Origin of the sequence: Stenotrophomonas pavanii, assembly GCF_900101175.1 — a bacterium.
Lineage (GTDB): Bacteria > Pseudomonadota > Gammaproteobacteria > Xanthomonadales > Xanthomonadaceae > Stenotrophomonas > Stenotrophomonas pavanii.
Genome location: NZ_FNFQ01000014.1, coordinates 106504 through 131013 on the forward strand (window position 1 = coordinate 106504; position 24510 = coordinate 131013).

A 24510-nucleotide genomic window follows, 5' to 3' on the forward strand; every position below is an offset into this window, starting at 1 on the left:
GCACGAGCCACTGCCAACGTCGGACGCGACGGCCCGGAGGGTGGCGGCCAGGAAGGCCGCCATAACGCTGGCCGGCTGCTACATGGATCTCGGCATCATGCGATTGCCGGCCAGCGACCGGCACTACCTCGGCTCAGCCCAGTTCGGCTTCCAGGCTGATCGGCACCGCACTGAGCGCCTTGGATACCGGGCAGTTCTGCTTGGCGTCATCGGCAATGGCGCGGAACTGCGTCGCGTCGATGCCGGGCACCACCGCTTTCACTTTCAGCCGGATCTGCGACAGCTGCGGGCCGCCTTCCAGCGACAGGTCGACCTTCGCCTCGGTGTCCAGCGAGGTCGGGGTGAAGCCGGCTTCGCCCAGCTTGGCCGACAGCGCCATGGTGAAGCAGCCCGCGTGCGCGGCGGCGATCAGCTCTTCCGGATTGGTGCCCTTTTCGTCGCCAAAACGGCTGTTGAAGCCGTAGCGGGTCTTGTCCAGCAGCCCGCTCTGCGGCGTGCTCAACGCTCCCTTGCCCGACTTCAGATCGCCTTCCCAGTGCGCGGTGGCGTGTCGCGAGATTCCCATTGTGCTGCTCCTGCGTGGCGGTGATGAACGGTCACCCTCGCATGCCACGCGTTAGCCCTGCGTCGCTCCGCCGCAGGCCGGACGTCGTCCCCGCACCCGCACGTGGACACTTCCTCGCCAGCCCGGAGCGCATTTTTCCCTTGTTTTCAGTGGTTTCGCGCATCCGCTCGATGGACAGGGGCCGCTCACCGCGCGCGCCACTACGCCCCCATCCCCACCGCCGGCCATGTACTGAATCGGCCTGGATATGAAAAAACATGCACTTTCCGCGCTTCGGGCTATTGGCGGCGCCCCGGAGTTGCCCTACATTGCGCTTGCCGACGGGGTTCGGCGCCGACCAAACAACCAACCGTTCACGGAACAGGAAACCATGGCAAAGACCGCTAAGAAGGCTGCCCCGAAGAAGGCAGTGAAGAAAGTCGCGACGAAGGCAGCCGCCAAGCCGGCCGCTCCGAAGCCGATCAAGGAAGTGCTGACCAAGTCCGGCCTGGTTGCACACATCGCTGAAGCCTCCGGCGTCGTCGCCAAGGACGTCCGCGCTGTGCTGGCCTCGCTGGAAAGCGCCGTCGCCTCCTCCGTGCACAAGAAGGGCGCAGGCTCCTTCACCCTGCCGGGCCTGCTGAAGATCACCACCGTCAATGTGCCGGCCAAGCCGAAGCGCAAGGGCATCAACCCGTTCACCAAGGAAGAGCAGTGGTTCGCCGCCAAGCCGGCCACCACCAAGCTGAAGGTGCGTCCGCTGAAGAAGCTGAAGGACGCCGCGCTCTAAGCGCGCGCCCGACGCGGATTCCGACGGGACGGCTCTGGCCGTCCCGTTTTTTTTTGCGCGCGCCCTGCGGGGAATCCGCGCCATGCGCGGGACGTCGCCCCGGAGCAATCCGCAACACAGCGTTGCCGCACACTGCGCGATCCCCGTTCAAGCCCGTCGCCATTGGCCGGGCGCCGCCCGGCAGGCGCTGGAACGTACCGGGTGGAACACTGCGTGCAGCGGTGGCCGTCGCCGCCGGCCGTGGCCTTGCCTATGGTGGGCACATCCTCCACAGCTACGGCGAGCACATCCTCATGGCCAGCCCCTCCACCCGCTACCGGATCTCGGTGACCCCGATCGAAAAGGACGGGCTGCAGTGCACCGGGCGCTGCACCATCGAACTGGAACATCGCGCCAGCCGCGACCTGATGCGCCTGCTGGAAGCGGCCCCGCGTACCGCCGGCATCAGCGGCGACGAGCGCGCGACGCTGGTGATCGCCACCCAGCTGCTGCGCGACATCGTGCAGCGCCACGCCGGGACCGACGGCCACGCATTGGCGGCCATCGCCGCCCAGGTGCTGCCGGCGCTGGACGCGCTGGAGCAGCTGCCCTCCTCGCGCTGATCCCCGCCCAATCGGTACACTGCCGCGCCACGGTTGCCTCGGGGAGGAGGCAGGCATGCGCAGGGCCCTGTTCCAGATCATCCCGCTACTGATCGCCCCCTGGGTGCTGCCGGGCTGCTCGCGCCCGGCCGCCGAGCTAACCGGCGAACGCGCCCACGCGTCCGAGGACGTTGCGGCCACTGCGGCCACCGACCCGGCGCTTGGCCCGCAGGCGCCGGCGCTGCAGGCAAGCGACACCCCGCTGCTGGCTGCCGTCGACGACGGCGCAGAGCCGCCTTCGACGATGCTCAACCGCTACGTCGCCGCACTGCTCAACCGCGACCGCGCTGCCAGTGACGCCGCCTGGACGATTCCGCCCGGCGATCCACGGCGCGCCGACGACGCCGCGCTGCGGCAGCTGCAGGACCTGCGCACCCTGCGCCTGCACAGCGATCCCCCGATCGCGCGCGATGATCGGCAGCCACCGCAGCTGCTTGAGGTGCCGGTGCAGGTCCGCGCGGTCACCGCCAACGGCACCTTCCGCTTCAGCGGCTGGTACCGCGTGCAGCCCAGCAGCGATGGCAGTGCCTGGCAGATCCACTCGGCGCAACTGCGCCCAACGCTGGACTGAACCGTTGCTGCAGCATGCACGCGCGATTCAGCCTGCGCGGCTACTCTTTGATCCACTCCATCCTGCTCACCGGTCACTGCCATGCGCCTGCGTTCCCTGATGACCCGCCTCGCGGCCTCCACCGTGCTGATCGCTGCGGCGATCGGCGCACAGGCCGCCCCTTCCATCTCCGGCCGCGAACTGTCCGTCGGCGCCAGCGATGTGCAGCAGTACCTGGACGGCAGCTTCCCGCGCACCCAGGACGCCCTCGGCGGCCTAATCGCGCTGACCATGAGCCACCCACAGCTGAGCCTGCCGGCCGGCGAACGGTTGAATCTGGGCATGGATGTGGCGCTGGCCACTGCCGGCGGCAGTCCAGCCAAACTGGGCACGGTCAAGCTCAGCAGCGGCCTGCGCTATGACGCGCAGACCCAGGGCTTCCACCTGCAGCAACCGAGCGTGGATGATTTCACCCCGGCCAACCAGGGCGGCCGCCTCGACTCGCGCACCCGCAGCCTGCTCAACGCGTGGCTGAGCGACTACGCCCAGCGTGAGCCGATCTACAAGCTGGACCCGGCCGTGGCCGGCCTGCTCGGCGCGCTGCAGGTGCAGTCGGCCCAGGTGAAGAACGGCAAGCTGGTGGTCACGTTCAACCAGAACCTGGGCAACCTGGTGCCGTCAGGCGTACTGGGTAAATAAGGTCGTACCGGGTCAATGAGGTAGTGCCGGGTCAATGAGGTAGTGCCGGGTCAATGAGGTAGTGCCGGCCGCTGGCCGGCAGCGCAGTGACTGCATCTGCCGGCCAGCGGCCGGCACTACCGGTACGCGTCAGGCGGCAAGCGCTTTCACTACCGCCTCGCTGAAGGCCGGAATGTCGTCCGGCTTGCGGCTGGTGATGACGTTGCCGTCGACCACCACCTCGGAATCGCGCCATTTCGCACCTGCGTTCGCCAGATCCTGCTGCAGGGACGGCCAGGAGGTCAGCTCGCGGCCATCGGCCAGGCCGCTGTTGATCAGCAGCCACGGGCCATGGCAGATCGCCGCCACAGGCTTGCCGGCTTCATCCACCGAGCGGATGAAACCGAGCACGGCATCATCGGTACGCAGCGTGTCCGGATTGATGACGCCTCCGGGCAGCACCAGGGCATCGAAGCGCGCCGGATCCGCCTCATCCAGCGGAATGTCGACCGCGACAGCGTCGCCCCAGTTCTTCTCTTTCCAGCCCTTGATGGTCGCTTCCTTCGCGGGCGACACCACGCTGACCCGCGCGCCCTCCGCTTCCAGCAGCCGCTTGGGCTCGGTCAGCTCGGACTGCTCGAAGCCGTGGGTGGCCAGGATGGCGATCTGCTTGCCCTTCAATCGTTCTGCCATGGGTGCGCTCCAGTTGGGGAGCGCACAGCGTGGACGAACCTCCCTTGCACGGCGGTGACCCTGCCGTGCACGGCAGGTGGAGAGCATCCGTGCCGGCCAGCGGTCGGCACCGCCGGAAGGGTCAGCGCTTGGGCTGCAGCATGGTGCCGGTGCACTTGGGCGAGCCGCAGCGGCACTCCCAGATCTTCTTCAGCTTGGCGGTGTGGCGCTCGGCCAGGGTGATGCCGTAGTTGTAGGTCAGTTCCTCGCCGGGCGTGATGTCGCGCAGCGCCTCGATGAAGACCTTGTCGCCGCGGCTGTCGCCGTCCTCGTCTTCCTCGATCACGGCCTCGCAGTTCGGGTCGCAGCTATGGTTGATCCAGCGCGCTTCGTTGCCCTTGTAGTTGGCATCGATCACCCAGTCATCGTTGAGGGTGAACAGGAAGGTATGGCCGCTTTCGACGTCGCCGCTGTCATCGGCATCAACGTCGCCGTGGCTGCGCAGCAGGCCCTTGTACTGGATCACGCGCTCGCCCTGCTTGATCGGGGCCACGGCGAACACACCGTTGCCATGGATGGCGGACTTGCGGGCTTGGATCTTCTTCGGCATCGGCACGGGCTGTTTGCAGCGGATGGAACCTTGATTCTCGCCCATTCCGGGTGATTTGCGAAAATCACCCCGTTGGCGCAGGATTGCGGCCCGGCAACGGCCCCGGCGTGTCCTCCCCGCCCGGCCCCAGCGCCGGCTGAATGCCCGGGTTGGATGGTGGCGAATAAAAGCGTACAATTTCAGTCCGCTTTAAGAACCACTCGCATCCCCATGTTGCGCGTCACCAAGCTCACCGATTACGCCACCGTCGTGCTGACCGTGCTCGCCGCCCGTCCGGGCGAGGTGCTCAGCGCCACCGAGCTGGCCGAATTCACCGGCCTGGAGCCGCCCACCGTCAGCAAGGTCCTCAAGCCGCTGGCCCAGGCCGGCCTGGTCGAAGGCCTGCGCGGCGTCCGTGGTGGCTACCGGCTGACCCGCCCGGCCATCGAGATCTCGCTGTTCGAGGTGGTCGAAGCAATGGAAGGGCCGCTGGCCCTGACCGAATGCAGCCACGACCACCACCAGTGCGGCATGGCGCCCAAGTGCGGCGCGCGCAGCAGCTGGCGACTGATCAACGACGTGGTCTCCGAGGCCCTGCGCGATGTCACCCTCGCCCAGATCCTGCCCCCTCTTCCCCTTGCCGATGACGAACAGCGCCGCACCATCGCTGTCGATGTCGTCTCCTGATCCACAGGCAGCCCCCATGGCCACCGAAACCATCGAAAACGTCGCCCACGACGACACGCCCAACCGCGAGATCCACGAACAGCTCGGCCGCAAGTATTCGGCTGGCTTCATCACCGAGATCGAATCGGACTCCCTGCCCCCTGGCCTGGACGAGGACACCATCCGTGCCCTGTCGGCCAAGAAGGAGGAGCCGGAGTGGATGACGCAGTGGCGCCTGGACGCCTACCGCCACTTCCTGACCCTGCCGATGCCGGACTGGGCCAAGCTGGAGATCGCGCCGATCGACCTGCAGGCGCTGAGCTACTACTCCGCGCCGAAGGGCCCGAAGTACGCCTCGCTGGACGACGTGCCGAAGGAACTGCTCGACACCTACGACAAGCTGGGCGTGCCGCTGCACGAACGCGCCAAGCTGGCCGGCGTGGCGGTGGATGCGGTGTTCGACTCGGTGTCCGTCGGCACCACCTTCCGCAAGGAACTGGCCGAGAAGGGTGTGATCTTCTGCTCGATGTCCGAGGCGATCAAGGAACACCCGGAGCTGGTCCGCCAGTACCTGGGCACCGTGGTGCCGTTCGGTGACAACTACTTCGCCGCGCTCAATTCGGCGGTGTTCTCCGATGGCAGCTTCGTGTTCATTCCCAAGGGCGTGCGCTGCCCGATGGAGCTGAGCACCTACTTCCGCATCAACGCCGGCCACACCGGCCAGTTCGAGCGCACCCTGATCGTGTGCGAGGACAAGGCCTACGTGTCGTACCTAGAAGGCTGCACCGCGCCGATGCGCGACGAGAACCAGCTGCACGCCGCAGTGGTCGAGCTGGTGGCACTGGAAGACGCCGAGATCAAGTACTCCACGGTGCAGAACTGGTACCCGGGCGACGAGAACGGCGTCGGCGGCATCTACAACTTCGTCACCAAGCGAGCCGAATGCCGTGGCGCGCGCAGCAAGGTCACCTGGACCCAGGTCGAAACCGGTTCGGCGATCACCTGGAAGTACCCGTCCTGCGTGCTGCTGGGCGACGACTCGGTCGGTGAGTTCCACTCGGTGGCGCTGACCCACCACCGCCAGCAGGCCGACACCGGCACCAAGATGATCCACGTCGGCAAGCGCACCAAGAGCAAGATCGTCAGCAAGGGCATCAGCGCCGGCCGCGGCCAGAACACCTACCGCGGCCTGGTGCGGGTGGACCGCAACGCCGACGGCGCGCGCAACTACACCCAGTGCGACTCGCTGCTGATCGGCAAGCAGTGCGGCGCGCACACCTTCCCCTACATCGAGGTGAAGAACCCGGGCGCCACCGTCGAGCACGAGGCCACCACCTCCAAGATCTCCGACGACCAGCTGTTCTACTGCCGCGCCCGTGGCATCAGCCAGGAAGACGCGGTGTCGATGATCGTCGACGGCTTCTGCAAGCAGGTGTTCCGCGAACTGCCGATGGAGTTCGCGGTGGAAGCCAAGAAGCTGCTGGAAGTCTCGCTGGAAGGTTCGGTGGGCTGAGCGCCCGCCCCTGCCCCTCGCAAACGCATTCTCTTTACCGGCGGGCCCTGGCCCGCCCCACGGAAATCCCCACCATGCTGAAGATCGAAAACCTCCACGCCCGCATCGGCGGCAAGGAAATCCTCAAGGGCCTGTCGCTGGATGTTAAGCCCGGCCAGGTGCACGCCATCATGGGCCCGAACGGCGCCGGCAAGTCCACCCTGGGCAATGTCCTGGCAGGCCGCGACGGCTATGAAGTCACCGAAGGCAGCGTGCAGTTCGACGGCGTCGACCTGCTGGAGCAGGACCCGGAAGCGCGCGCCGCTGCCGGCCTGTTCCTGGCCTTCCAGTACCCGGTGGAGATCCCGGGCGTGAACAACACCTACTTCCTGCGCGCGGCACTGAACGCCCAGCGCAAGGCGCGCGGCGAGGAAGAACTCGATTCCATGCAGTTCCTCAAGCTGGTGCGCCAGAAGCTGGCCGTGCTGCACCTGAAGGACGAGCTGCTGCACCGTGGCGTGAACGAAGGCTTCTCCGGTGGCGAGAAGAAGCGCAACGAGATCTTCCAGCTGGCCGTGCTGGAACCGAAGCTGGCGATCCTGGACGAGACCGACTCGGGCCTGGACATCGACGCGCTGAAGAGCGTGGCCGACGGTGTCAACGCACTGCGTGCCGCCAACCGCTCGTTCCTGGTCATCACCCACTACCAGCGCCTGCTGGACTACATCAAGCCGGACGTGGTGCACGTGCTGGCCGATGGCCGCATCGTCAAGACCGGTGGCCCCGAGCTGGCACTGGAACTGGAAGCGCACGGCTATGATTTCCTGAAGGACCGGGTCGTGCCCGAGGCGGCGGTCTGATGAGCGCCCTGCTTGACTCGATGGCCCAGGCCTTCTGCGGCAGCGATGCGCGCCGCGAAGTGCTGGATGCGGCCCTGCGTGACGGCCTGCCGGCCGCCCGCAACGAGGCCTGGAAGTACACCTCGCTGCGCCAGCTGGAACGCCGTGCGTTCGCTGCGGCACCGCTGCAGGGCCCGGCTCTGGACGCCGCCCTGCTGGGCGACATCCCGGCGCCGCGCCTGGTGTTCGTCAACGGCCGCCTGGACGCCGCGCTGAGCGACGTGCAGGCGCTGCCGGACGGCGTGCAGCTGCAGCCGCTGTCGGCCGCACTGGCCGCCGGCGAAGACGCGGTGCGTTTCCTTGGCCGCCGCTACGAGCGCAGCGAAGAGATCTTCGCCCGGCTCAACGCCGCACTGGCCGATGAAGGCGTCGTGCTGCGCGTGGATGAAGGCGTGCAGGTCGAGACGCCGCTGCAGCTGGTGTTTGCCAGCGTCGCCGGCGACACCGACCTGGCCTGGCATCACCGCCACCTGATCGAACTGCGCGCCGGCGCCAGCCTGGGCGTGGTCGAGCACCGCTTCAGCGTCGGTGATTCCGCCCACCTGGACAACACCGTGCTGCATGCCCACGTCGCCCGCGATGCCGTGCTCAAGCACGCCCGCGTGCAGGCCGGCAGCGCACGCCAGACCAGCTTCCTGCGCACCGACGCGGTGCTGGCCCGCGACGCGCAGTACCACCGCGTGGACCTGGAACTGGGCGCCGCGCTCAGCCGCCATGAATTGAACGTCCGCCTGGAAGGCGACAACGCCCAGCTGACCGCCAATGGCGTGCTGCTCGGCAACGGCCGCCGCCATGTCGAAACCCGCCTGGGCATCGACCACATCGCGCGCGATACCGCCTGCGAACTGCTGTGGCGCGGCGTCGCCGCCAACCGCAGCCGCGTGGTGTTCCATGGTGGCATCCAGATCCGCGAAGGCGCCGACGGCACCGACGCGAACCTGTCCAACAAGAACCTGCTGCTGTCGGCCGATGCCGAGATCGACACCCAGCCGACGCTGGTGATCGACGCCGATGAAGTGAAGGCCGCGCACGGCGCGACCGTCGGCCAGCTCGATGCCAACGCGCTGTTCTACCTGCGCTCGCGCGGGCTGCCGCAGGCACAGGCGCAGGCCCTGCTGAGCGCCGCGTTCTGCCACGAACCGCTGAAGATCCTGCCGGACGCGCTGCGTGCGCAGCTGGCACGCCGCCTGGACAAGGCCCTGGCCGAGGCGGGTGTGGCATGAACCTGTCCACCCCGCGCCCGATCGAAGAACGCACCGGCGCCCCCGACTGGGACCGCGTGCGCCTCGACTTCCCGCTGCTGATGCGGGAAGTGCACGGCAAGCCGCTGGTCTATTTCGACAATGCCAACACCGGCCAGAAGCCGGTGCAGGTGATCGGCGCGGTGGACGAGTTCTACCGCCGCTACAACGCCAACGTCAGCCGCGCGGTGCATGCGCTGGGCAGCGAGGCCACCGACGCCTACGAAGGCGCGCGCAACACGCTGGCGCGCTTCCTCAACGTGCGCCCCAGCGAGCTGGTGCTGTGCAGCGGCACCACCTTCGCCATCAACCTGGTGGCGTACTCGTGGGCGCTGCCGCGGCTGAAGGCCGGTGATGTGATCCTGGTGTCGCGCATGGAGCACCACGCCAACATCGTGCCGTGGCAGCTGGTCGCGCAGCGGACCGGTGCCACCATCCGCGTGGCCGAGATCACGCCCGATGGCGCACTGGACCTGGATGCGCTGCGCACGGCGATGACCCCGGAGGTCAAGCTGCTGGCCGTTACCCACGTCTCCAATGTGCTGGGCACGGTCAACCCGGTGCGCGAGATCTGCCGCGAAGCGCGCAAGCGCGGCATCATCACCGTGGTCGATGGCTCGCAGGCCGTGCCGCACCGCAAGGTCGACGTCGCCGCGATCGGCTGCGACTTCTACGCGATCACCGGCCACAAGATGTGCGGCCCGACCGGCACCGGCGCCTTGTGGGCGCGCCGCGAGCATCTGGATGCGATGCCGCCGTTCCTCGGTGGCGGCGAAATGATCAAGGAAGTCAGCTTCGACGGCACCGTGTTCAACGATGCCCCGCACAAATTCGAAGCCGGCACCCCGAACATCGCCGGCTTCATCGGCCTGGGTGTGGCTGCCGACTACCTGCAGCAGCTTGGGCAGGAGAACGTGGAAGCCCGCGAAGCCGAACTGCTGGCGCACTTCACCGAAGAACTGCGCCGCGTCGATGGCCTGCGCATCATCGGCGAAGCACCGGAGAAGGCCGCCGTGGTCTCGTTCCTCATCGATGGCGCGCATGCGCACGACCTGGCGACCCTGCTTGACCTGGAAGGCGTGGCGGTGCGCTCCGGCCAGCACTGCGCACACCCGCTGCTGCAGTACTTTGGTGTGGCGGCCACCTGCCGTGCCTCGCTGGCGTTCTACAACACGCACGCCGAGATCGAGCGGTTCATGACGGCGCTGACCAAGGTGCGGAAGCTGCTGGGGTAACCCCGGAAGACCGGGGTCAGATCCCTTTCGCATCGCGAAAGGGCTCTGACCCCAACTACCCGATCACTCCTGCAGCCGCCGCACCGACGACACGCATAGTTCGGCAGGCCACTGGCCAAGATGCCCCTTGCCGCTCATCGCATCCGGCCGCGCCGCCGATACGATCCCGGTCATTTCAAAAGCCTGCTCCGTCGGCAACGTCACCGGCGCGATTCCCTCCACCCAGATGCCGTCTGCTGCCCACGGGTCACGTACCGGCGGCCCTGGATGCAGCGCCGACATTTCCCAGCCTCCGACATAGGCACCCCGCACCTTTACCAAGCGGCCCTGATAGCGGACAGGGTGCGCACGCAGTTCCTCCAGGGCGACAGGAAGTGCACGTGCCGGGTTGAACCCAGGGCAGGCAAAACTGTTGAAGGAAGCGTCCCTGCCCACGACGGAGGCATCCGTGCACGCGAGCAGGATCGACATCGCCACGATCATGCCGAGCGTAGCGACCTTCATGGCGCCCCCATCTCCGCCTTGCCAATCCATTTCTGCCTCCTGCAGGAAAGCGATGAACGGCGAGCATAGCCGGTGCTCCGGGGGCAGAGCTCCTCCGCGTTGCGAAAGGGATCTGACCCCACTCCCCCATTTGCGCCCGCCCACACCCCACCTAGAATGGGGCCATGAGCACCCTGACCTTCCGCGCCGCCACGCCGGCCGACATCCCCGCCCTGATCGCCCTCGTCACCTCGGCCTACCGGGGCGACGCCAGCCGCGTTGGCTGGACCACCGAAGCCGACCTGCTGGATGGCGCCCGCATCGACGCCGAAGGCATCCAGGCCGACCTGGACCGCCCGCGCTCGACCATTCTGCTGGCCGAGCGCGGGGACCAGCTGGTGGCCTGCGCACACGTTGCCGACGTCGACGGCAAGGGCTACTTCGGCATGTTCTCGGTCGATCCGGCGCAGCAGGGCGGCGGTGTCGGCAAGCAGATGATGGAGGCGGCCGAAGCGCATGCCGCGCGCGAATGGAGCGTGCCGGTGATGCAGATGACGGTGATCGACGTGCGCGACGAGCTGATCGCCTTCTACGAGCGTCGTGGCTACCAGCGCACCGGCATCAAGAAGCCGTTCCCGTACGGCGATGAGCGCTTCGGCATCCCCAAGCGCGGCGACCTGCGCTTCGAGATCCTGGAAAAGCCGCTGGCCGGAGCCGCCGCGTGAGCGATACCTGGACCTTCGTCTGTGCCGGCAACGAGCTGTTGCCGGGCGAAATGAAGAGCGTGTTCGACGAAGTGACCGGCACGCCGATCGTGGTGTTCAACCTGGACGGTGAGCTGTACGCCCTGGAAGACCAGTGCACGCATGAAGAGTTCGAGCTGTCTTCAGGCGAGTTCAACACCACCGAAGGCAGCGTGGAATGCGTGCTGCACGGCGCGCGCTTCGACGTGCGCGATGGCCGCGCCCTGTGCGCACCGGCCTATACGCCGGTGCCCAAGTTCCCGGTGAAGCGCGAACACGACGCCGTCTGGACCCGCGACGACCGCGATTGAAGTGCCCTCCTGGCCGCCGGTGGATTCACCCAAGGGGGTGGAGCCAGCGGAGCGCACTGAGGGGCCTTCACGACCCTCTCCGGGCCTCCAGACCGCTCACCCAATTGCGCATATGCGAATCATTATCGTTGATGTTATTCTACGTAACACCTTCGTAACGACGTCGCCCCTGCGCCATGGCTTCGCCCGCGCCCACCGCCACGCTGTGCCAGCTCGCCCGCCAAGGGTGGCCGCTGGTCGTGGCCGCGCTGCTGACGCTGCTGCTGGGCTGGTCGGCGCTGCACGAAGGGCGCGGCAAGGGGCCTGCGGCCCACGGCTGGCAGGCGCACGCTGAAGGGTTGCAGCAAGCCATGCCGTTGCCGGCCCCGCCGGTGCACGAATGCCCGCACCATGCCGCCCCGGCACCGGAGCCGCCGCTGGATGGCGAGGGCGCCGCGCCCTGCACCGCACTGGCTCCCCCGCGTGCCGTCCTGGTCGCGCACATTCCGCTGTGGCGCTCCGACGCCCTGCGCTGGCAGCGGCACGATCCCGCACTGCGGTTGAACCCCGGCCACGCGCCGCCCGCACCGCACGCCAGCTGAGGCGCCCTGCGGCCGTTGCCGTGCGCCTGATTGCGTTTCCTGCCAGCCGGGCATCGGCCCGGTCCTGCAGAAGAAGCCTTCCATGTGTCGACGCGCTGCCTGCGCTTCGCCCCTCGCCCTTTCCCGATCCACGCCACGACCCATCGCCATGACCTACATCACGTCCCGCAAGCACGCCCCGCGCGTTTCCCTGCTCGCCACCGCTACCCTGGCTGCGGGCTTCGCGCCGCTGGCTGCGCAGGCTGCCGACAGCGCCGACGCCGGCTCCCGCAACGCCACCGAGCTGGACAAGGTGCAGGTGCGCGGCAGCTGGTTCAATCCGTCCTCGCCGAAGTTCACCGCCGAACTGCTGGACACCCCGAAGTCGGTGTCGATCGTGTCGGAGAAGCTGATCGCCGAAACCGGTGCGACCAACCTGCAGGATGCGCTGCGCATGGTGCCGGGCATCACCTTCGGCGCCGGCGAAGGCGGCAACCCCACCGGTGATCGCCCCTTCATCCGTGGCTTCGATTCGCAGAGCAACGTCTTCGTCGACGGCCTGCGCGACGTCGGTTCGCAGACCCGCGAAATCTTCGACCTGGAGCAGGTGGAAGTGGTCAAGGGCCCGAGCTCGGCCTACGGCGGCCGCGATTCCGGCGGTGGCAGCCTGAACCTGGTAAGCAAGACGCCGAAGCTGAAGAACGAGACCAGCGCCAGCATGGGCATCGGTACCGACAGCTACGCGCGCGGCACCGTGGACGCCAACTACGTGCTGGGCGATGGCATCGCCGCGCGCCTGAACCTGATGAAGCATGAATCGGATATCGCCGGCCGCGACGCCGCCAACGTCAGCCGCTGGGGCATCGCGCCGTCGATCGCGTTCGGTCTGAACGGCCCGGCGCAGCTGATCGCCAGCCACTACCACATGCAGAGCGACGACCTGCCGGACGCCGGTGGCTTCCCGTACGGCAACCCGAGCGGTGCGCCGGCGTCGAAGTGGGTCGACGGCCGCCCGATGGTGCCGGACCGCAACAACTACTACGGCCTGGTCGACCGTGATTTCCAGCGTACCCGCGCCGACATCAGCACCCTGGATGCCAGCTACGACTTCGGCGGCCACAAGCTGCGCAACATCGCGCGCCTGGGCAACACCAGCAACGACTACCTGTGGACCCAGCCGGACGACAGCCAGGGCAACCCGAACAACTACGGCACCTTGTGGCGCCGTACCAACAGCCGTGCCGTCGACGTCAAGAGCTTCGCCGACCAGCTGGGCCTGACCGGCGCCTTCCAGACCGGCGTGCTCAAGCACAGCTACAGCGCCGGCGTGGAGTACAGCGACGAGAAGATGACCCGCGGCAGCTACCTGATGACCCCGGGCACCAGCAACCCGCTCACCGGCAACAGCAAGTGCCCGACCACCGGCGCGGCCACCGGCTACAACTGCACCGATTTCGCCGACCCGGACCCGCGCGATCCGTGGGCGGCCACCCATTCGGTGTATCGCAGCGACAAGGCACTGGACGTCGAGCAGCGCACCAAGACCACCTCGGCCTACGTGTTCGACACCATCGAGCTCAATGAGCAGTGGATGGTCAACCTGGGCCTGCGCTACGACGACTTCCGCACCACCCTGACCACTCCGGTGGCCGGTGCGGCGCCGACCCGCGTGCGCAACAGCAACGACTTCCTGAACTACCAGGCCGGCGTGGTGTTCAAGCCGGCTGCCAACGGCAGCATCTACCTGTCCTGGGGCACCTCCTCGACGCCGCCGGGCATGGACGGGGGCGATGGTTCGGACGGCCTGAGCGCCGCCGTGGCCGACCTCAAGCCGCAGGATACGAAGAACCTCGAACTGGGCACCAAGTGGGACCTGTTCGACCAGCGCCTGAACCTCACCGCGGCGATCTTCCACACCGTGATGAACAACGCACGCGTGACCGTCGACAACGGCACCAGCCAGAATGCCGGCAAGAAGGAAATCAACGGCTTCGAGCTCGGCTTCACCGGCCAGCTGACCGAGGCCTGGAGCCTGTACGGCGGCTACACCTACCTGGACTCGGAACTGAAGGACAACGGCTTCGTCTGTGGCGCACCGGTCGGTCGTACCTGCCCGTCCAACGTCTACGTGCCCTCGCCGTACAACGGCAACGTGTTCCCGAACACCGCCAAGCACAGCGCCAACCTGTGGACCACCTACCGCTTCCCGATCGGCCTGACCCTGGGCGCCGGTGCGTTCTACTCCGACAAGCAGTACGGTGACGTCGCCAACACCAAGTGGATCGCCAGCTACACCCGCTTCGACGCGATGGCGAGCTACGCGATCCAGGACAACATCAGCCTGCAGCTCAACGTGCAGAACCTGACCGACAAGACCTACTTCACCAAGGCCTATGCCTCGCACTACGCGAGCATCGCCCCGGGTCGCTCGGCCACCCTGGCACTGAACGTGAAGTTCTGATGTAGCTTCGTTCCACCACGGCGGCAGGTTCTCCTGCCGCCGTTTTTGTTTCCGGCGATACTCACCCCATGGCGAACCGTACCCCCATCGACAGCGACGCCCTGGCCGAGCTGCTGCAGCACGATCCGCAGGCCGCGTTCGCACGCGTCCGCGACGCCGCACAGGCCGGACAGGTCGAGGCACAACTGCTGCTTGCGCAGATGCACATGGAAGGCAAAGGCACCGCGCAGGATGCTTCGGCTGCGCTGCTCTGGTACGAAACCGCCGCCAACAACGGCGCACCGATGGCGATGAACATGCTTGGCCGCTGCCATGAACTGGGCCAGGGCACCGCGCCCGATCCGGCACTGGCGGCGGTGTGGTACCGGCGCGCAGCCGACACCGGGCTGGACTGGGGCCTGTACAACCTGGCCAACCTGCTGGCCACCGGCCGCGGCGTCACGCAGGACCGCGCGCAGGCACTGGCCCTGTACACCCGTGCCGCGCACCTGGGCCATGCCAAATCGATGAACCTGCTGGCCCGCCACCTTGAGGACGGGCTGGACACCGCAGCCGATCCGCAGGCAGCGCTGGCCTGGTACCAGCGCGCGGCCGAAGCCGGTGATTTCCGCGGCCAGGCCAACTACGCCTCGATCCTGCTGCAGGCCGGCCAGGTCGAGCAGGCCGTGCACTGGCTACGGCTTGCACTGGCCCACGGCAGCCCGGCGTTCATGGCGCACATCGTGCCGGAACTGGCCGCCTCGCCGCATCCACAGGTGCGCGCCCTGGTCGCGCCACCGTCGCTCTGAGGAGTTCCCCATGCTGCTGCACATCCCCGATATTCTCAGCGCCGACCAGGTGGCCGACTTCCGCCGCCGCCTCGATGCCGCCGACTGGACCGATGGCCGCGAAACCGTCGGCCACTTGGGCGCGCAGGCCAAGCACAACCAGCAGCTGCCCGAGGCGTCGCCGCTGCGCCGCGAACTGGGCGAGATCATCCTCGTCGCGCTGGCCCGGCACCCGCTGTTCTTCAGCGCCGCGCTGCCGCTGAAATACCTGCCCCCGCGCTTCAACCGCTACAGCGGCGGCGGCACCTACGGCTTCCATGTCGATGGCGCGGTGATGAACCTGGCCAACGGCGAACAGCTGCGTTCGGATATCTCCTGCACCCTGTTCCTGTCGGCGCCGGACGAATACGAAGGCGGCGAGCTGGTCATCAGCGACACCTACGGCGAGCACGAAGTGAAGCTGCCGGCCGGCGACCTGATCGTCTATCCGTCCAGCAGCCTGCATCAGGTGCGGCCGGTCACCCGTGGCGCACGCGTGGCGTCGTTCTTCTGGGTGCAGAGCATGATCCGCGACGATGTGCAGCGTCGCCTGCTGTGGGAAATGGATGGCGCGATCGAGCGCCTGCGCCAGACCGGCGCCGACGCTGAGGCGATCCTGCAGCTGACCGGCGTGTACCACAACCTGCTGCGGCGCTGGAGCGAAGTCTGAGCCTGGCCGTGCCGGCCTGCGACACTTTGGCAATCATTCTCATTTGCAACAGCTAACGGCTCTCATTACAATCACGCCCCGTTGATGCCGGCCCCTGCCGGCAGGCCCCTGGGGATCTTCGCTTGCTGCGCCCGCTTCGCCCTCGCCCACTGATCCAGCGCACGATGGGGACCGCCATGCGCGGCCAGCGTCCTGCGCTGGCCAGCCTGCTGGCATGGGTGGCGATGCTGGCGTTGCTGCTGGGCGCGCTGCCGCTGCTGCCACAGGCCCAAGCAGGAATGGCCGTGCAGATGCCGCTGGAAGAGCGCGGCGGCCAAGGCACCTTGCTGGAAGAAGCACCGGCCAAGCTGCGCCGATGTGCTGCCGCTCCGGTGAAATCAGCCGAGAAGGCACGCCCGCCGTTGCTGCTGGCCAGCCAATGGCTGCGCACCGAGCTTGAACTCGTACCCGCCACGCCGGCCATGCCCGGCGTGCGCCCGGACTGGCCGCTGGCCGCTCCGGACACGCCCTGGGCCGATGCGCCTGGGCGCCGCCAGCAACGCGGCCAGGCGCCGCCGCTCGCCTGATCCACGGCCCCACGTGACCGCCTGCGCGGTCGCGCCTGCACGCCGCTGCCTGCTTCATCCTTGCCGCCCCTGACCGGGCCTTCCGTGCCTGCCACGCCGTTCGCGCGCGGCATCGCGCCCCCTGCATCCTTCGAGGTAACTGCCATGGCCCAGCGCCATCGTGTCCGTTCGTCCCTGTCCCGTACCCTGCTGACCAGCGCCGTGCTGGCGGCTTTCGCCAGCCCCGCTTTCGCCCACGGTGACGCTTCCGGCGCCCCGCAGACGCTGGACAAGGTGGTGGTCACCGCCGCCGGCTTCGAGCAGAAGGTGATCGATGCCCCGGCCAGCATCAGCGTGGTCAGCCGCGAGGAACTGAGCAGGCGCCCGTACACCAGCCTGGTCGATGCGCTGCGCGACGTCGAAGGCATCGATGTCGGCCTGGAGGCCACCGACAAGAACGGCCGCGCCACCGTGTCGATGCGCGGGCTGCCGTCCGAATACACCCTGGTGCTGATCGACGGCCGCCGCCAGAGCAACGTCGGCCAGATCTACCCGAACAACTTCGGTGGCGGCCAGTTCGCCTACCTGCCGCCACTGGATGCGATCGAACGCATCGAAGTCGTGCGCGGGCCGATGTCCACGCTGTACGGTTCGGACGCGATGGGCGGCGTCATCAACATCATCACCCGCCGCAACCAGGACAGCTGGCACGGCGCGCTGACCCAGGGCTTCACCGTGCAGCAGGACGACCAGTTCGGCGACGCACGCACCACCGACCTCTACCTCAGCGGCCCGCTGCTGAAGGATCGCCTGAGCCTGGCGGTACGCGGCAGCTACTACGATGCCAAGGCATCCAACCCCGAATGGGATGCACTGCCGCTCCCGGATGGCACCCTGTGGGAGCGCAGCATCGGCTTCGGCGGTGGTGGCAAGTCGGTCGCCAACACCAACTGGAACAGCGGCGTACGCCTGGACGTCCGCATCAACGACGACCACGAACTGTGGCTGGACTACGACGTGTCGCGGCAGAAGTTCGACAACAGCGAAGGCCAGACCGGCACCCTCGACAGCCTGGCCAGCCTGTGGCGCGTCGGCAACGCGGTCATTCCCAACCCGAACGGCAACGGCACGCTCACCCGCCGCGTGGTGCAGCCGCGCGTGGGCTACACTGCCTACCAACGCTACGAGCGCGACCAGTTGTCGCTGACCCACCAGGGCCGCTACAGCTTCGGCACCTGGCAGACCTCGCTGACCCACAGCAGGAGCAGCAACCTGGGCCGCTCGCTGCCGCTGACCCTGGACGAGCGCGCCAACCTGCAGGCGCTGTGGAATGACGTCTGCCGCCGCACCGGCGCCGCCAGCAACTGTGCAGCCGGCCGTGGCAATGCACTGGCCGCCCTCAACCCGAGCGAGATGGCACGCCTGCAGGCATTCCTGCCGCGTCCGCTGCGGACCATGGAGCTGGAAGGCTACGTGCTCGACACCATGCTCGACCTGGACTTCGGCGCGCACACGCTGACCGTGGGTGGCCAATACAACGACACCGACATGGTCGACGGTGTGTTCGGCATGGACGGCGCCGGCTACCGCAGCAACGTCAAGCAGACGCACCGCATGTGGGCGCTGTTCGCCGAGGACAACTGGGCGCTGACCGACACCCTCACCGCCACCTTCGGCCTGCGCTACGACGACCACAACGTGTTCGGCAGCCACGTCAGTCCGCGTGGCTACCTGGTGTGGAACGCCAGCGATGCGTGGACCTTCAAGGGTGGCGTCAGCACCGGCTACAAGACCCCGCGTCCGGACCAGCTGTTCCCGGGCATCACCGGCTTCGGTGGCCAGGGCGTGCTGCCGCTGGTCGGTTCGCCGAACCTGAAGCCCGAAACCAGCACCAACTACGAGCTGGCGGCCTATTACGAGGGCCAGCGCTGGGGCTTCAATGTCACCGGCTTCTTCAACACGTTCGAGGACAAGATCGCCAGCGGCGGCACCTTCCCGAACTGCGAAGTGGCCCGCGCCGGCAGCGGCTACTGCGTGGACATCGGCCCGGGCTGGGCGGCCCTGGGCTACAACACCTTCACCCAGAGCGTGAACATCGACAAGGCCGAGACCCGTGGCGCCGAACTGGCCGCGCATGTCGACCTGCTCGACAGCCTGCAGCTGCGCGGCAACTACACCTGGACCAGGAGCGAGCAGACCAGCGGCGCGCAGAAGGGCCTGCCGATCAGCGGCACCATGCCGGCCAGGCACATGGCCAATGCCAGCCTCAACTGGCAGCTCAACGAAGCGATCAGCCTGTCGCTGACCGGCGAAGGCCGCTACGACCGCTACCGCGACACGCTGCTGGACGCCAACGGCGCCCGCCACACCCGCTACTACGAGGACTACACGATCTTCCACCTCGGTGGCAGCTGGAAGGCCACGCCCTGGCTGACGGTGAACGCGCGGGTCAACAACCTGTTCGACAAGGACTTCGTCTCGCAGTCGTGCCTGCTGATCAGCCAGAGCGAGTTCAACTGCGTGGACGACTACGCGACCAAGGACCAGCGCCGCAGCTACTGGATTTCGTTGAACGCGACGTTCTGATCGCCGCGCCCTGCCCCGGTGGGTGCCGACCCTGGTCGGCACCGCTTCATCCACGCATGGCGTGGATCTACCGATCCGTGGTGCCGGCCGCTGGCCGCCCCCCTCATACCTGCTCCAGGGATACAGAACGACACGCAATTGCGAGCTATTCTCATCAATGATGTAATGGGCAGTCCCCGTCCGCCCCGAACCGTGCCGTGAGCCGTCCTGCTACTTCCACCGTGCAGCAGCAACAGAACCGTGGCTTCTGGCTGCGGACGCTGCACCAGTGGCACTGGATCAGTTCGGCGGTGTGCCTGATCGGCATGCTGCTGTTCGCGGTGACCGGCCTGACCCTCAACCATGCGGCGAAGATCGAAGCCAGGCCCCAGGTGCAGAACCAGCACCTGGCGCTGCCGGCCGCGCTGCTGGGCCAGCTCGGCACGCGCGAGGACGGCAACGCGCCGATTCCGCGCCCGGCCCGCCAATGGTTGGACGCGCAGCTCGGCATCGCCATCGGCGGACGCCCGGCCGAGTGGTCGGCCGAAGAGATCTACCTGTCGCTGCCGCGCCCCGGTGGCGACGCCTGGTTGAGCATCGATCGCCAGACCGGCGCGGTGGAGTACGAATCGACCTCGCGCGGCGTGGTGTCCTACCTCAACGACCTGCACAAGGGCCGCAACGCGGGCCCGGCCTGGGGCTGGTTCCTGGACCTGTTCGCCGTGGCCTGCCTGGTGTTCTGCATCACCGGGCTGTTCCTGCTGCACCTGCATGCGCGGCAGCGGCGCATGACCTGGCCGCTGGTCGGCCTGGGCCTGATGATCCCGCTGTTGATCGCCCTGCTGCTGATCCACTGACTTTCCCCCGTTCCCGGAGCCGCCCCATGCGCGTCACCCTGACCATCGCCCTCAGCGGCCTGCTGGCCACCTCGCCGGCCTATGCCGCCACCCTCGACATCAATGTCGAAGTGCCCAAGCTCAACGTGGCCGAGTACCACCGCCCGTACGTGGCGGTGTGGCTGGAAGGCGCCGACCAGAAGGTCGCGGCCAACCTGTCGGTCTGGTACCAGCAGACCAGCAACAGCGAAGGCCACGGCACCAAGTGGCTTCCCGACCTGCGCCAGTGGTGGCGCAAGAGCGGCCGCACCCTGCAGGTTCCAGTGGATGGCGTGACCGGCCCGACCCGCCCGGCCGGCAAGCACGCGCTGTCGTTCAACGACAGGCAGCCGGCCCTGAAGCAGCTGGCCCCGGGCAACTACACCCTGGTGGTGGAAGCCGTGCGCGAAGTCGGCGGCCGTGAACTGTTGAAGATTCCCTTCACCTGGCCGGCGACCACCGCGCAGAACGGCAAGGCGCAGGGCGCCACCGAGCTGGGACAGGTCACCCTCGCCGTCAAACCGTAACCGCCTGAGCCGGGGTCGGATCCCTTCCGCAGGAAGGGCTCTGACCCCATCACCCTATCCCTCGGGGTCAGAGCCCTTTCCGCTGGAAAGGGATCCGACCCCTTCCAACTGGAGTCTTCCGCATGAAGCGCACGCTCGTCCTCGCCGCCGCCCTGGCCGCTGCCCTTCCCTTCTCCGCCCTGGCCCACAAGGCCTGGCTGCTGCCCTCGCAGACCGTGATCGCCGGCAACGCGCCGTGGATCACCGTCGACGGTGCGGTCTCCAACGACCTGTTCTATTTCAACCACGTGCCGCTGCGCCTGGAGTCGCTGGTGATCACCGCGCCGGACGGCAGCACCGTGCAGCCGCAGAACGCGGCCACCGGCAAGTACCGCAGCGTGTTCGACATCGAACTGAAGCAACCGGGTACCTACCGCATCGCGTCGGTCAATGACGGCCTGTTCGCCACCTACGAGCAGAACGGCGAGCGCAAGCGCTGGCGCGGCAGCGTCGCCACCCTTGGCGAACTGCCCAAGGACGCGAAGAAGCTGGAACTGAGCCAGTCGGTCGGTCGCGTGGAGACCTTCGTCACCAACGGTGCGCCGAACGACACCGCGCTGAAGCCGACCAACCGCGGCATCGAGCTGGTGGCCGTCGGCCACCCGAACGACCTGTTCGCCGGCGAGGAAGCGACCTTCCGCGTGCTGGTCGATGGCAAGCCGACCGCCGGCCTGGAATTCGAGATCGTGCGTGGCGCCACCCGCTACCGCAACGCGCAGGACGAGCTGAAGGTCACCAGCGATGCCAAGGGCGAGATCAAGGTGACCTGGCCGGAAGCCGGCATGTACTGGCTGGAAACCGGTACCGAGGACAACAAGACGTCGGTGAAGCAGGCCGCCAAGCGCCGCTTGAGCTACGTCGCCACGCTGGAAGTGCTGCCGCAGTAACGACGTGGGCGGCGATGCCGGGCAAGCCCCGGCATCGCGCCTGCAGCAGACCCCCATGACCGATCCCCTGCTCGACATCGCCCGCCTCGGCGGCACCACCATGGGCACCACCTGGAGCGTGTCGCTGGTCGCGCCACGCCAGCGCGACCTGCATCCGCTGCATGCCGGCATCCAGGCGCGCCTGGATGATGTGGTCGCGCAGATGAGCACGTGGGAAGCCGGCTCGGACCTCAGCCGCTTCAATCATGCCGCTGCCGGCCAGTGGTGCACGCTGCCGGCCGAGACCCGCCACGTTCTGGCCTGCGCACAGGCCATCGCTGCGGCCAGTGACGGCGCCTTCGATCCCACCGTCGGTCCGCTGGTTGCACTGTGGGGCTTCGGTGCACATGCCGGTGAACGCCGCCAGCCCGATGCCGCCACCCTGCAGGCCACGCGTGAGCGCTGCGGTTGGCAGCGCCTGCAGTGGCAGGGCGATGCGCTGCTGCAACCGGGTGGGCTGGAACTGGATCTCTCTGCGATCGCCAAGGGCTTCGGCGTCGATCACGTCGCCGCGTGGCTGCGCGGACAAGGCATCGCTGCCGCGCTGATCGAGGTCGGTGGCGAACTGGCCGGCTATGGCCGGAAACCGGATGGCCAGCCGTGGCGCGTGCTGGTGGAGTCCGCGCCGGAAGAAGATGCGCGGACCGATACCCCGCCTCGCGTGCTGGCACTGGATGGCCGGGCGGTGGCCACCTCCGGCGATCGCTGGCACCAGTACCACGCCGATGGCGAGGCTTACAGCCACAGCCTCGATCCGCGTACCGGCAGGCCGGTGCGCCAGGTCGCTGCGGCAGTCACGGTGGTGGCCGGCGATGCGATGCACGCCGATGCCTGGGCAACCGCGCTGACCGTACTCGGTCGCGACCAGGGCATGGCGCTGGCCGAGCGCGAAGGCCTGGCGGCGCGCTACCTGCAGCGCGCTGCAGGCGGCCCGCAGGAGTTCCTCAGCAGTGCCTTCCAGCGTCTTCTCGACGAGCACGGCGCATGAGCGGACGCCGGTCGCGCGCGTGGCTCGGCAACACCCTGGCCCTGCTCCTGTTGGCGCTGATCGGCGGGGCGTTGCTGCGCCTGCATCTCGGTGAGGCATGGTGGCAGGGCGCGCCACCGATTCGACACTCGCAGATCGCGGCACTCGCCACGGCCCTGTATGCGCTGGCCTGCGCTGCACTGTGGTGGCGTGGGCGCCCGCGCGACGATGCCGCAACCGGAGACACCGCGCCCCTCCTGCTGGTCTGGTCCAGCCAGACCGGCTTTGCCCGCGAGCTGGCCGAACGCAGTGCCGAAGCCCTGCGCGGCGCCGGCATGCCCGTGCGCGTGCGCGGTCTGCACGACGTCGACGCCGCGTTGCTGGCCGACAGCCAGCGCGCGCTGTTCATTGCCAGCACCACCGGCGAGGGCGATCCGCCCGACCACGCCCTGCCCTTCCTGCGCGGGGTGATGGCCGCGCCGCCGTCACTGCAGCACCTGCAGTACGGCGTGCTCGCACTGGGCGACCGCAGCTATGGCCACTTCTGCGGATTCGGCCACCAGCTCGACCAATGGCTGCGCCAGCATGGCGCGCATCCACTGTTCGATGCGATCGAAGTCGACAACGCCGATCCGGCGGCGCTGCGGCATTGGCAGCAGTTGCTGGGGCAACTCGGCGGCGGCGCCAGTGAACTGCCCGACTGGAGCCCGGCCGCGTACCAGCCGTGGACGCTGCTGCAGCGCGAGCATCTGAACCCGGGCAGCCCCGGCGGTCCGGTGTATTGGTTGCGCCTGCAGCCACCGGCCGGCGCAGAGGCGCAGTGGCAGGCCGGCGACATCGCCGAGATCGGCCCGCAACATGCCCGCGCCAGCGCGCGCGCCTGGCTGCACGCGCAGGGCTTCGATGCGGACACCGTGCTGGAGGACGGGCAGACCTTGCTGGCGCGCGTCGCGCGCTCGCACCTGCCCTCGCTGGTCCCGCCGGGTGACCTGCCCGCATTGCTGGCGACCCTGCAGCCGCTGCCGCATCGTGAGTACTCGATCGCCTCGGTGATGGCCGACGGCCCGGTGGAGCTGCTGCTGCGCCGCCAGCTGCGCGCCGACGGCACGCCCGGCATCGGCAGCGGCTGGCTGTGCGATCACGTGACCATCGGCGAGCCGGTGCAGCTGCGCCTGCGCCGCAACGACAATTTCCATGGCGTGCCCGCCGATGTGCCGCTGCTGCTGATCGGCAACGGCACCGGCATCGCCGGCCTGCGCGCCCACCTGCACGAACGTGCCCAGCAGGGCGCGCGCCGCACCTGGCTGCTGTTCGGTGAGCGCACCGCCGCACACGACTTCCATTTCGGCGACGAGCTGCAGGCAATGCTGGCGAGCGGAACGCTGGCGCGGCTGGATGCTGTGTTCAGCCGCGATGGCGGTGCGCATCGCTACGTGCAGGACCGGCTGCTGGCCGAAGCAACAACGCTGCGGCAGTGGGTGGACGACGGCGCAACGATCCTGGTCTGCGGCAGCCTGCAGGGCATGGCCCCGGCCGTGGATGCGGTGATCGAGCAGGTGCTGGGTACTGCGGGCAAGGAAGCGCTGTTGCTGGCCGGTCGTTACCGGCGCGATGTGTACTGAGGTGGCCCCATCCACGCATGGCGTGGATCTACTGAACGGCGTGTCCAGGCAGGGTGGCAACCGCAGTGCAAGTAGCAACTGTCTTGTCAGGGGCAGCCGAGGGCCACCTCGGCGTCCCGCTTACGGGCGTTTAGGATCACCAGCATTTTGCGCATGACCGCCACGAGCGCCACCTTGCTCGCTTTGCCCTTGGCCTTCAGACCAGCGTAAAACGCGCGCAGTCTTGGCTCGTACCGGATGGCCGTCAGGGCCGCCATGTAAAGGGCTTCGCGTACCACCGCGCGCCCACCACTGATCCGCCGTTGGCCCTGCCAGGTGCCACTTTCGCGGTTCATCGGGGCCAGCCCCACCAGCGACGCTATGGCTTTGCTTCCCAAGCTGCCCAGTTCGGGCAACTCGCAGGCCAATGTGCT

27 protein-coding genes are annotated in these 24510 nt (G+C 68.0%); 22 read left to right on the forward strand and 5 right to left on the reverse strand.

Annotation, left to right across the window (positions count from 1 at the left end; translation table 11 throughout):
* Positions 1 to 133: 133 nt before the first annotated feature.
* Positions 134 to 565, reverse strand: coding sequence for an OsmC family protein (locus BLS66_RS19325; RefSeq protein WP_053462396.1), 432 nt, complete (start codon positions 563 to 565; stop codon positions 134 to 136).
* Positions 566 to 935: 370 nt separating this feature from the next.
* Here BLS66_RS19325 and BLS66_RS19330 point away from each other — a divergent pair, with 370 nt between their 5' ends.
* The 4 genes from BLS66_RS19330 to BLS66_RS19345 all read left to right on the forward strand — a co-directional run bounded on the left by BLS66_RS19330 (position 936) and on the right by BLS66_RS19345 (position 3224).
* The gene (locus tag BLS66_RS19330) at positions 936 to 1334 is read left to right on the forward strand and encodes an HU family DNA-binding protein (RefSeq protein WP_005408442.1); all 399 of its coding nucleotides are present in this window, start codon (positions 936 to 938) and stop codon (positions 1332 to 1334) included.
* 293 nt (positions 1335 to 1627) lie between these two features.
* Positions 1628 to 1936: a DUF3861 family protein gene (locus BLS66_RS19335; RefSeq protein ID WP_053462642.1), complete on the forward strand. Its 309-nt coding sequence runs from the start codon at positions 1628 to 1630 to the stop codon at positions 1934 to 1936.
* A 55-nt stretch (positions 1937 to 1991) separates the two neighbouring features.
* Complete coding sequence (locus BLS66_RS19340) at positions 1992 to 2546, forward strand: hypothetical protein (RefSeq protein ID WP_074726570.1); 555 nt, start codon at positions 1992 to 1994, stop codon at positions 2544 to 2546.
* 81 nt (positions 2547 to 2627) lie between these two features.
* Entirely contained in the window at positions 2628 to 3224 is a 597-nt protein-coding gene (locus BLS66_RS19345) for a YceB family lipoprotein (protein ID WP_049467409.1), read from the forward strand.
* A gap of 129 nt (positions 3225 to 3353) precedes the next feature.
* On the opposite strand, the gene BLS66_RS19350 is transcribed toward BLS66_RS19345, so the two are convergent.
* Both BLS66_RS19350 and BLS66_RS19355 read right to left on the reverse strand, forming a co-directional pair.
* Positions 3354 to 3896, reverse strand: coding sequence for a type 1 glutamine amidotransferase domain-containing protein (locus BLS66_RS19350; RefSeq protein ID WP_074726571.1), 543 nt, complete (start codon positions 3894 to 3896; stop codon positions 3354 to 3356).
* A 121-nt stretch (positions 3897 to 4017) separates the two neighbouring features.
* The gene (locus tag BLS66_RS19355; RefSeq protein WP_057494206.1) at positions 4018 to 4485 is read right to left on the reverse strand and encodes an SET domain-containing protein; all 468 of its coding nucleotides are present in this window, start codon (positions 4483 to 4485) and stop codon (positions 4018 to 4020) included.
* Between the two features lie 210 nt (positions 4486 to 4695).
* Here BLS66_RS19355 and BLS66_RS19360 point away from each other — a divergent pair, with 210 nt between their 5' ends.
* The 5 genes from BLS66_RS19360 to BLS66_RS19380 all read left to right on the forward strand — a co-directional run bounded on the left by BLS66_RS19360 (position 4696) and on the right by BLS66_RS19380 (position 9997).
* Positions 4696 to 5151: an SUF system Fe-S cluster assembly regulator gene (locus tag BLS66_RS19360; protein WP_005408436.1), complete on the forward strand. Its 456-nt coding sequence runs from the start codon at positions 4696 to 4698 to the stop codon at positions 5149 to 5151.
* A 16-nt stretch (positions 5152 to 5167) separates the two neighbouring features.
* Positions 5168 to 6643 (forward strand): Fe-S cluster assembly protein SufB, encoded by a 1476-nt coding sequence (gene sufB, locus BLS66_RS19365; protein WP_074726572.1) that lies wholly within the window; start codon positions 5168 to 5170, stop codon positions 6641 to 6643.
* 74 nt (positions 6644 to 6717) lie between these two features.
* The gene (sufC, locus tag BLS66_RS19370; protein WP_074726573.1) at positions 6718 to 7482 is read left to right on the forward strand and encodes a Fe-S cluster assembly ATPase SufC; all 765 of its coding nucleotides are present in this window, start codon (positions 6718 to 6720) and stop codon (positions 7480 to 7482) included.
* Positions 7482 to 8744: a Fe-S cluster assembly protein SufD gene (gene sufD / locus BLS66_RS19375; protein ID WP_074726574.1), complete on the forward strand. Its 1263-nt coding sequence runs from the start codon at positions 7482 to 7484 to the stop codon at positions 8742 to 8744. Before sufC ends, sufD begins: the two co-directional genes overlap by 1 nt.
* Positions 8741 to 9997 carry a cysteine desulfurase gene (locus tag BLS66_RS19380; protein ID WP_074726575.1) on the forward strand — a complete coding sequence of 419 codons (1257 nt, stop codon included), beginning with the start codon at positions 8741 to 8743 and terminating at the stop codon, positions 9995 to 9997. Before sufD ends, BLS66_RS19380 begins: the two co-directional genes overlap by 4 nt.
* Positions 9998 to 10060: 63 nt before the next feature.
* On the opposite strand, the gene BLS66_RS19385 is transcribed toward BLS66_RS19380, so the two are convergent.
* Positions 10061 to 10501: a hypothetical protein gene (locus BLS66_RS19385; RefSeq protein ID WP_143025196.1), complete on the reverse strand. Its 441-nt coding sequence runs from the start codon at positions 10499 to 10501 to the stop codon at positions 10061 to 10063.
* A 164-nt stretch (positions 10502 to 10665) separates the two neighbouring features.
* On the opposite strand from BLS66_RS19385, the gene BLS66_RS19390 reads away from it, so the two are divergent.
* The 13 genes from BLS66_RS19390 (at position 10666) to BLS66_RS19450 (ending at position 24097) form a co-directional block, all read left to right on the forward strand.
* The gene (locus tag BLS66_RS19390) at positions 10666 to 11205 is read left to right on the forward strand and encodes a GNAT family N-acetyltransferase (protein ID WP_074726577.1); all 540 of its coding nucleotides are present in this window, start codon (positions 10666 to 10668) and stop codon (positions 11203 to 11205) included.
* On the forward strand, positions 11202 to 11534 hold the full coding sequence (locus tag BLS66_RS19395) for a non-heme iron oxygenase ferredoxin subunit (protein ID WP_053462389.1): 333 nt from the start codon (positions 11202 to 11204) through the stop codon (positions 11532 to 11534). Before BLS66_RS19390 ends, BLS66_RS19395 begins: the two co-directional genes overlap by 4 nt.
* A 176-nt stretch (positions 11535 to 11710) precedes the next feature.
* Positions 11711 to 12115 carry a hypothetical protein gene (locus BLS66_RS19400; protein ID WP_074726578.1) on the forward strand — a complete coding sequence of 135 codons (405 nt, stop codon included), beginning with the start codon at positions 11711 to 11713 and terminating at the stop codon, positions 12113 to 12115.
* A gap of 148 nt (positions 12116 to 12263) precedes the next feature.
* Positions 12264 to 14555, forward strand: a complete 2292-nt coding sequence (locus BLS66_RS19405; protein ID WP_074726579.1) for a TonB-dependent receptor — start codon at positions 12264 to 12266, stop codon at positions 14553 to 14555.
* 68 nt (positions 14556 to 14623) lie between these two features.
* On the forward strand, positions 14624 to 15343 hold the full coding sequence (locus BLS66_RS19410) for a tetratricopeptide repeat protein (protein ID WP_057495261.1): 720 nt from the start codon (positions 14624 to 14626) through the stop codon (positions 15341 to 15343).
* 10 nt (positions 15344 to 15353) lie between these two features.
* The gene (locus BLS66_RS19415; RefSeq protein ID WP_053462385.1) at positions 15354 to 16031 is read left to right on the forward strand and encodes a Fe2+-dependent dioxygenase; all 678 of its coding nucleotides are present in this window, start codon (positions 15354 to 15356) and stop codon (positions 16029 to 16031) included.
* A gap of 164 nt (positions 16032 to 16195) precedes the next feature.
* Positions 16196 to 16597, forward strand: a complete 402-nt coding sequence (locus BLS66_RS19420) for a hypothetical protein (protein ID WP_057495262.1) — start codon at positions 16196 to 16198, stop codon at positions 16595 to 16597.
* A 144-nt stretch (positions 16598 to 16741) separates the two neighbouring features.
* Complete coding sequence (locus BLS66_RS19425; protein ID WP_074726580.1) at positions 16742 to 19162, forward strand: TonB-dependent receptor domain-containing protein; 2421 nt, start codon at positions 16742 to 16744, stop codon at positions 19160 to 19162.
* Positions 19163 to 19359: 197 nt separating this feature from the next.
* On the forward strand, positions 19360 to 19998 hold the full coding sequence (locus BLS66_RS19430; RefSeq protein WP_064237798.1) for a PepSY-associated TM helix domain-containing protein: 639 nt from the start codon (positions 19360 to 19362) through the stop codon (positions 19996 to 19998).
* 26 nt (positions 19999 to 20024) lie between these two features.
* The gene (locus BLS66_RS19435; protein ID WP_049467441.1) at positions 20025 to 20543 is read left to right on the forward strand and encodes a DUF2271 domain-containing protein; all 519 of its coding nucleotides are present in this window, start codon (positions 20025 to 20027) and stop codon (positions 20541 to 20543) included.
* A 122-nt stretch (positions 20544 to 20665) separates the two neighbouring features.
* Complete coding sequence (locus BLS66_RS19440) at positions 20666 to 21469, forward strand: DUF4198 domain-containing protein (RefSeq protein ID WP_049467443.1); 804 nt, start codon at positions 20666 to 20668, stop codon at positions 21467 to 21469.
* A gap of 55 nt (positions 21470 to 21524) precedes the next feature.
* Positions 21525 to 22496 (forward strand): FAD:protein FMN transferase, encoded by a 972-nt coding sequence (locus BLS66_RS19445; RefSeq protein WP_074726586.1) that lies wholly within the window; start codon positions 21525 to 21527, stop codon positions 22494 to 22496.
* Complete coding sequence (locus BLS66_RS19450) at positions 22493 to 24097, forward strand: sulfite reductase subunit alpha (protein WP_074726581.1); 1605 nt, start codon at positions 22493 to 22495, stop codon at positions 24095 to 24097. The genes BLS66_RS19445 and BLS66_RS19450 overlap by 4 nt, the downstream gene beginning before the upstream one ends.
* An 86-nt stretch (positions 24098 to 24183) precedes the next feature.
* On the opposite strand, the gene BLS66_RS19455 is transcribed toward BLS66_RS19450, so the two are convergent.
* On the reverse strand, positions 24184 to 24510 hold a 327-nt coding region (locus BLS66_RS19455), incomplete at its 5' end, for a transposase (RefSeq protein WP_143025197.1).

Coding starts and splice junctions, on each gene's coding strand:
- BLS66_RS19450 (WP_074726581.1), top strand. CDS start 22,493: ATGAGCGGACGCCGGTCGCGCGCGTGGCTCGGCAACACCCTGGCCCTG.
- BLS66_RS19405 (WP_074726579.1), top strand. CDS start 12,264: ATGACCTACATCACGTCCCGCAAGCACGCCCCGCGCGTTTCCCTGCTC.
- sufB (WP_074726572.1), top strand. CDS start 5,168: ATGGCCACCGAAACCATCGAAAACGTCGCCCACGACGACACGCCCAAC.
- BLS66_RS19425 (WP_074726580.1), top strand. CDS start 16,742: ATGGCCCAGCGCCATCGTGTCCGTTCGTCCCTGTCCCGTACCCTGCTG.
- BLS66_RS19435 (WP_049467441.1), top strand. CDS start 20,025: ATGCGCGTCACCCTGACCATCGCCCTCAGCGGCCTGCTGGCCACCTCG.
- sufD (WP_074726574.1), top strand. CDS start 7,482: ATGAGCGCCCTGCTTGACTCGATGGCCCAGGCCTTCTGCGGCAGCGAT.
- BLS66_RS19325 (WP_053462396.1), bottom strand. CDS start 565: ATGGGAATCTCGCGACACGCCACCGCGCACTGGGAAGGCGATCTGAAG.
- BLS66_RS19410 (WP_057495261.1), top strand. CDS start 14,624: ATGGCGAACCGTACCCCCATCGACAGCGACGCCCTGGCCGAGCTGCTG.
- BLS66_RS19350 (WP_074726571.1), bottom strand. CDS start 3,896: ATGGCAGAACGATTGAAGGGCAAGCAGATCGCCATCCTGGCCACCCAC.
- BLS66_RS19415 (WP_053462385.1), top strand. CDS start 15,354: ATGCTGCTGCACATCCCCGATATTCTCAGCGCCGACCAGGTGGCCGAC.
- BLS66_RS19330 (WP_005408442.1), top strand. CDS start 936: ATGGCAAAGACCGCTAAGAAGGCTGCCCCGAAGAAGGCAGTGAAGAAA.
- sufC (WP_074726573.1), top strand. CDS start 6,718: ATGCTGAAGATCGAAAACCTCCACGCCCGCATCGGCGGCAAGGAAATC.
- BLS66_RS19385 (WP_143025196.1), bottom strand. CDS start 10,501: ATGAAGGTCGCTACGCTCGGCATGATCGTGGCGATGTCGATCCTGCTC.
- BLS66_RS19340 (WP_074726570.1), top strand. CDS start 1,992: ATGCGCAGGGCCCTGTTCCAGATCATCCCGCTACTGATCGCCCCCTGG.
- BLS66_RS19400 (WP_074726578.1), top strand. CDS start 11,711: ATGGCTTCGCCCGCGCCCACCGCCACGCTGTGCCAGCTCGCCCGCCAA.
- BLS66_RS19360 (WP_005408436.1), top strand. CDS start 4,696: ATGTTGCGCGTCACCAAGCTCACCGATTACGCCACCGTCGTGCTGACC.
- BLS66_RS19420 (WP_057495262.1), top strand. CDS start 16,196: ATGGGGACCGCCATGCGCGGCCAGCGTCCTGCGCTGGCCAGCCTGCTG.
- BLS66_RS19445 (WP_074726586.1), top strand. CDS start 21,525: ATGACCGATCCCCTGCTCGACATCGCCCGCCTCGGCGGCACCACCATG.
- BLS66_RS19355 (WP_057494206.1), bottom strand. CDS start 4,485: ATGCCGAAGAAGATCCAAGCCCGCAAGTCCGCCATCCATGGCAACGGT.
- BLS66_RS19390 (WP_074726577.1), top strand. CDS start 10,666: ATGAGCACCCTGACCTTCCGCGCCGCCACGCCGGCCGACATCCCCGCC.
- BLS66_RS19345 (WP_049467409.1), top strand. CDS start 2,628: ATGCGCCTGCGTTCCCTGATGACCCGCCTCGCGGCCTCCACCGTGCTG.
- BLS66_RS19380 (WP_074726575.1), top strand. CDS start 8,741: ATGAACCTGTCCACCCCGCGCCCGATCGAAGAACGCACCGGCGCCCCC.
- BLS66_RS19335 (WP_053462642.1), top strand. CDS start 1,628: ATGGCCAGCCCCTCCACCCGCTACCGGATCTCGGTGACCCCGATCGAA.
- BLS66_RS19440 (WP_049467443.1), top strand. CDS start 20,666: ATGAAGCGCACGCTCGTCCTCGCCGCCGCCCTGGCCGCTGCCCTTCCC.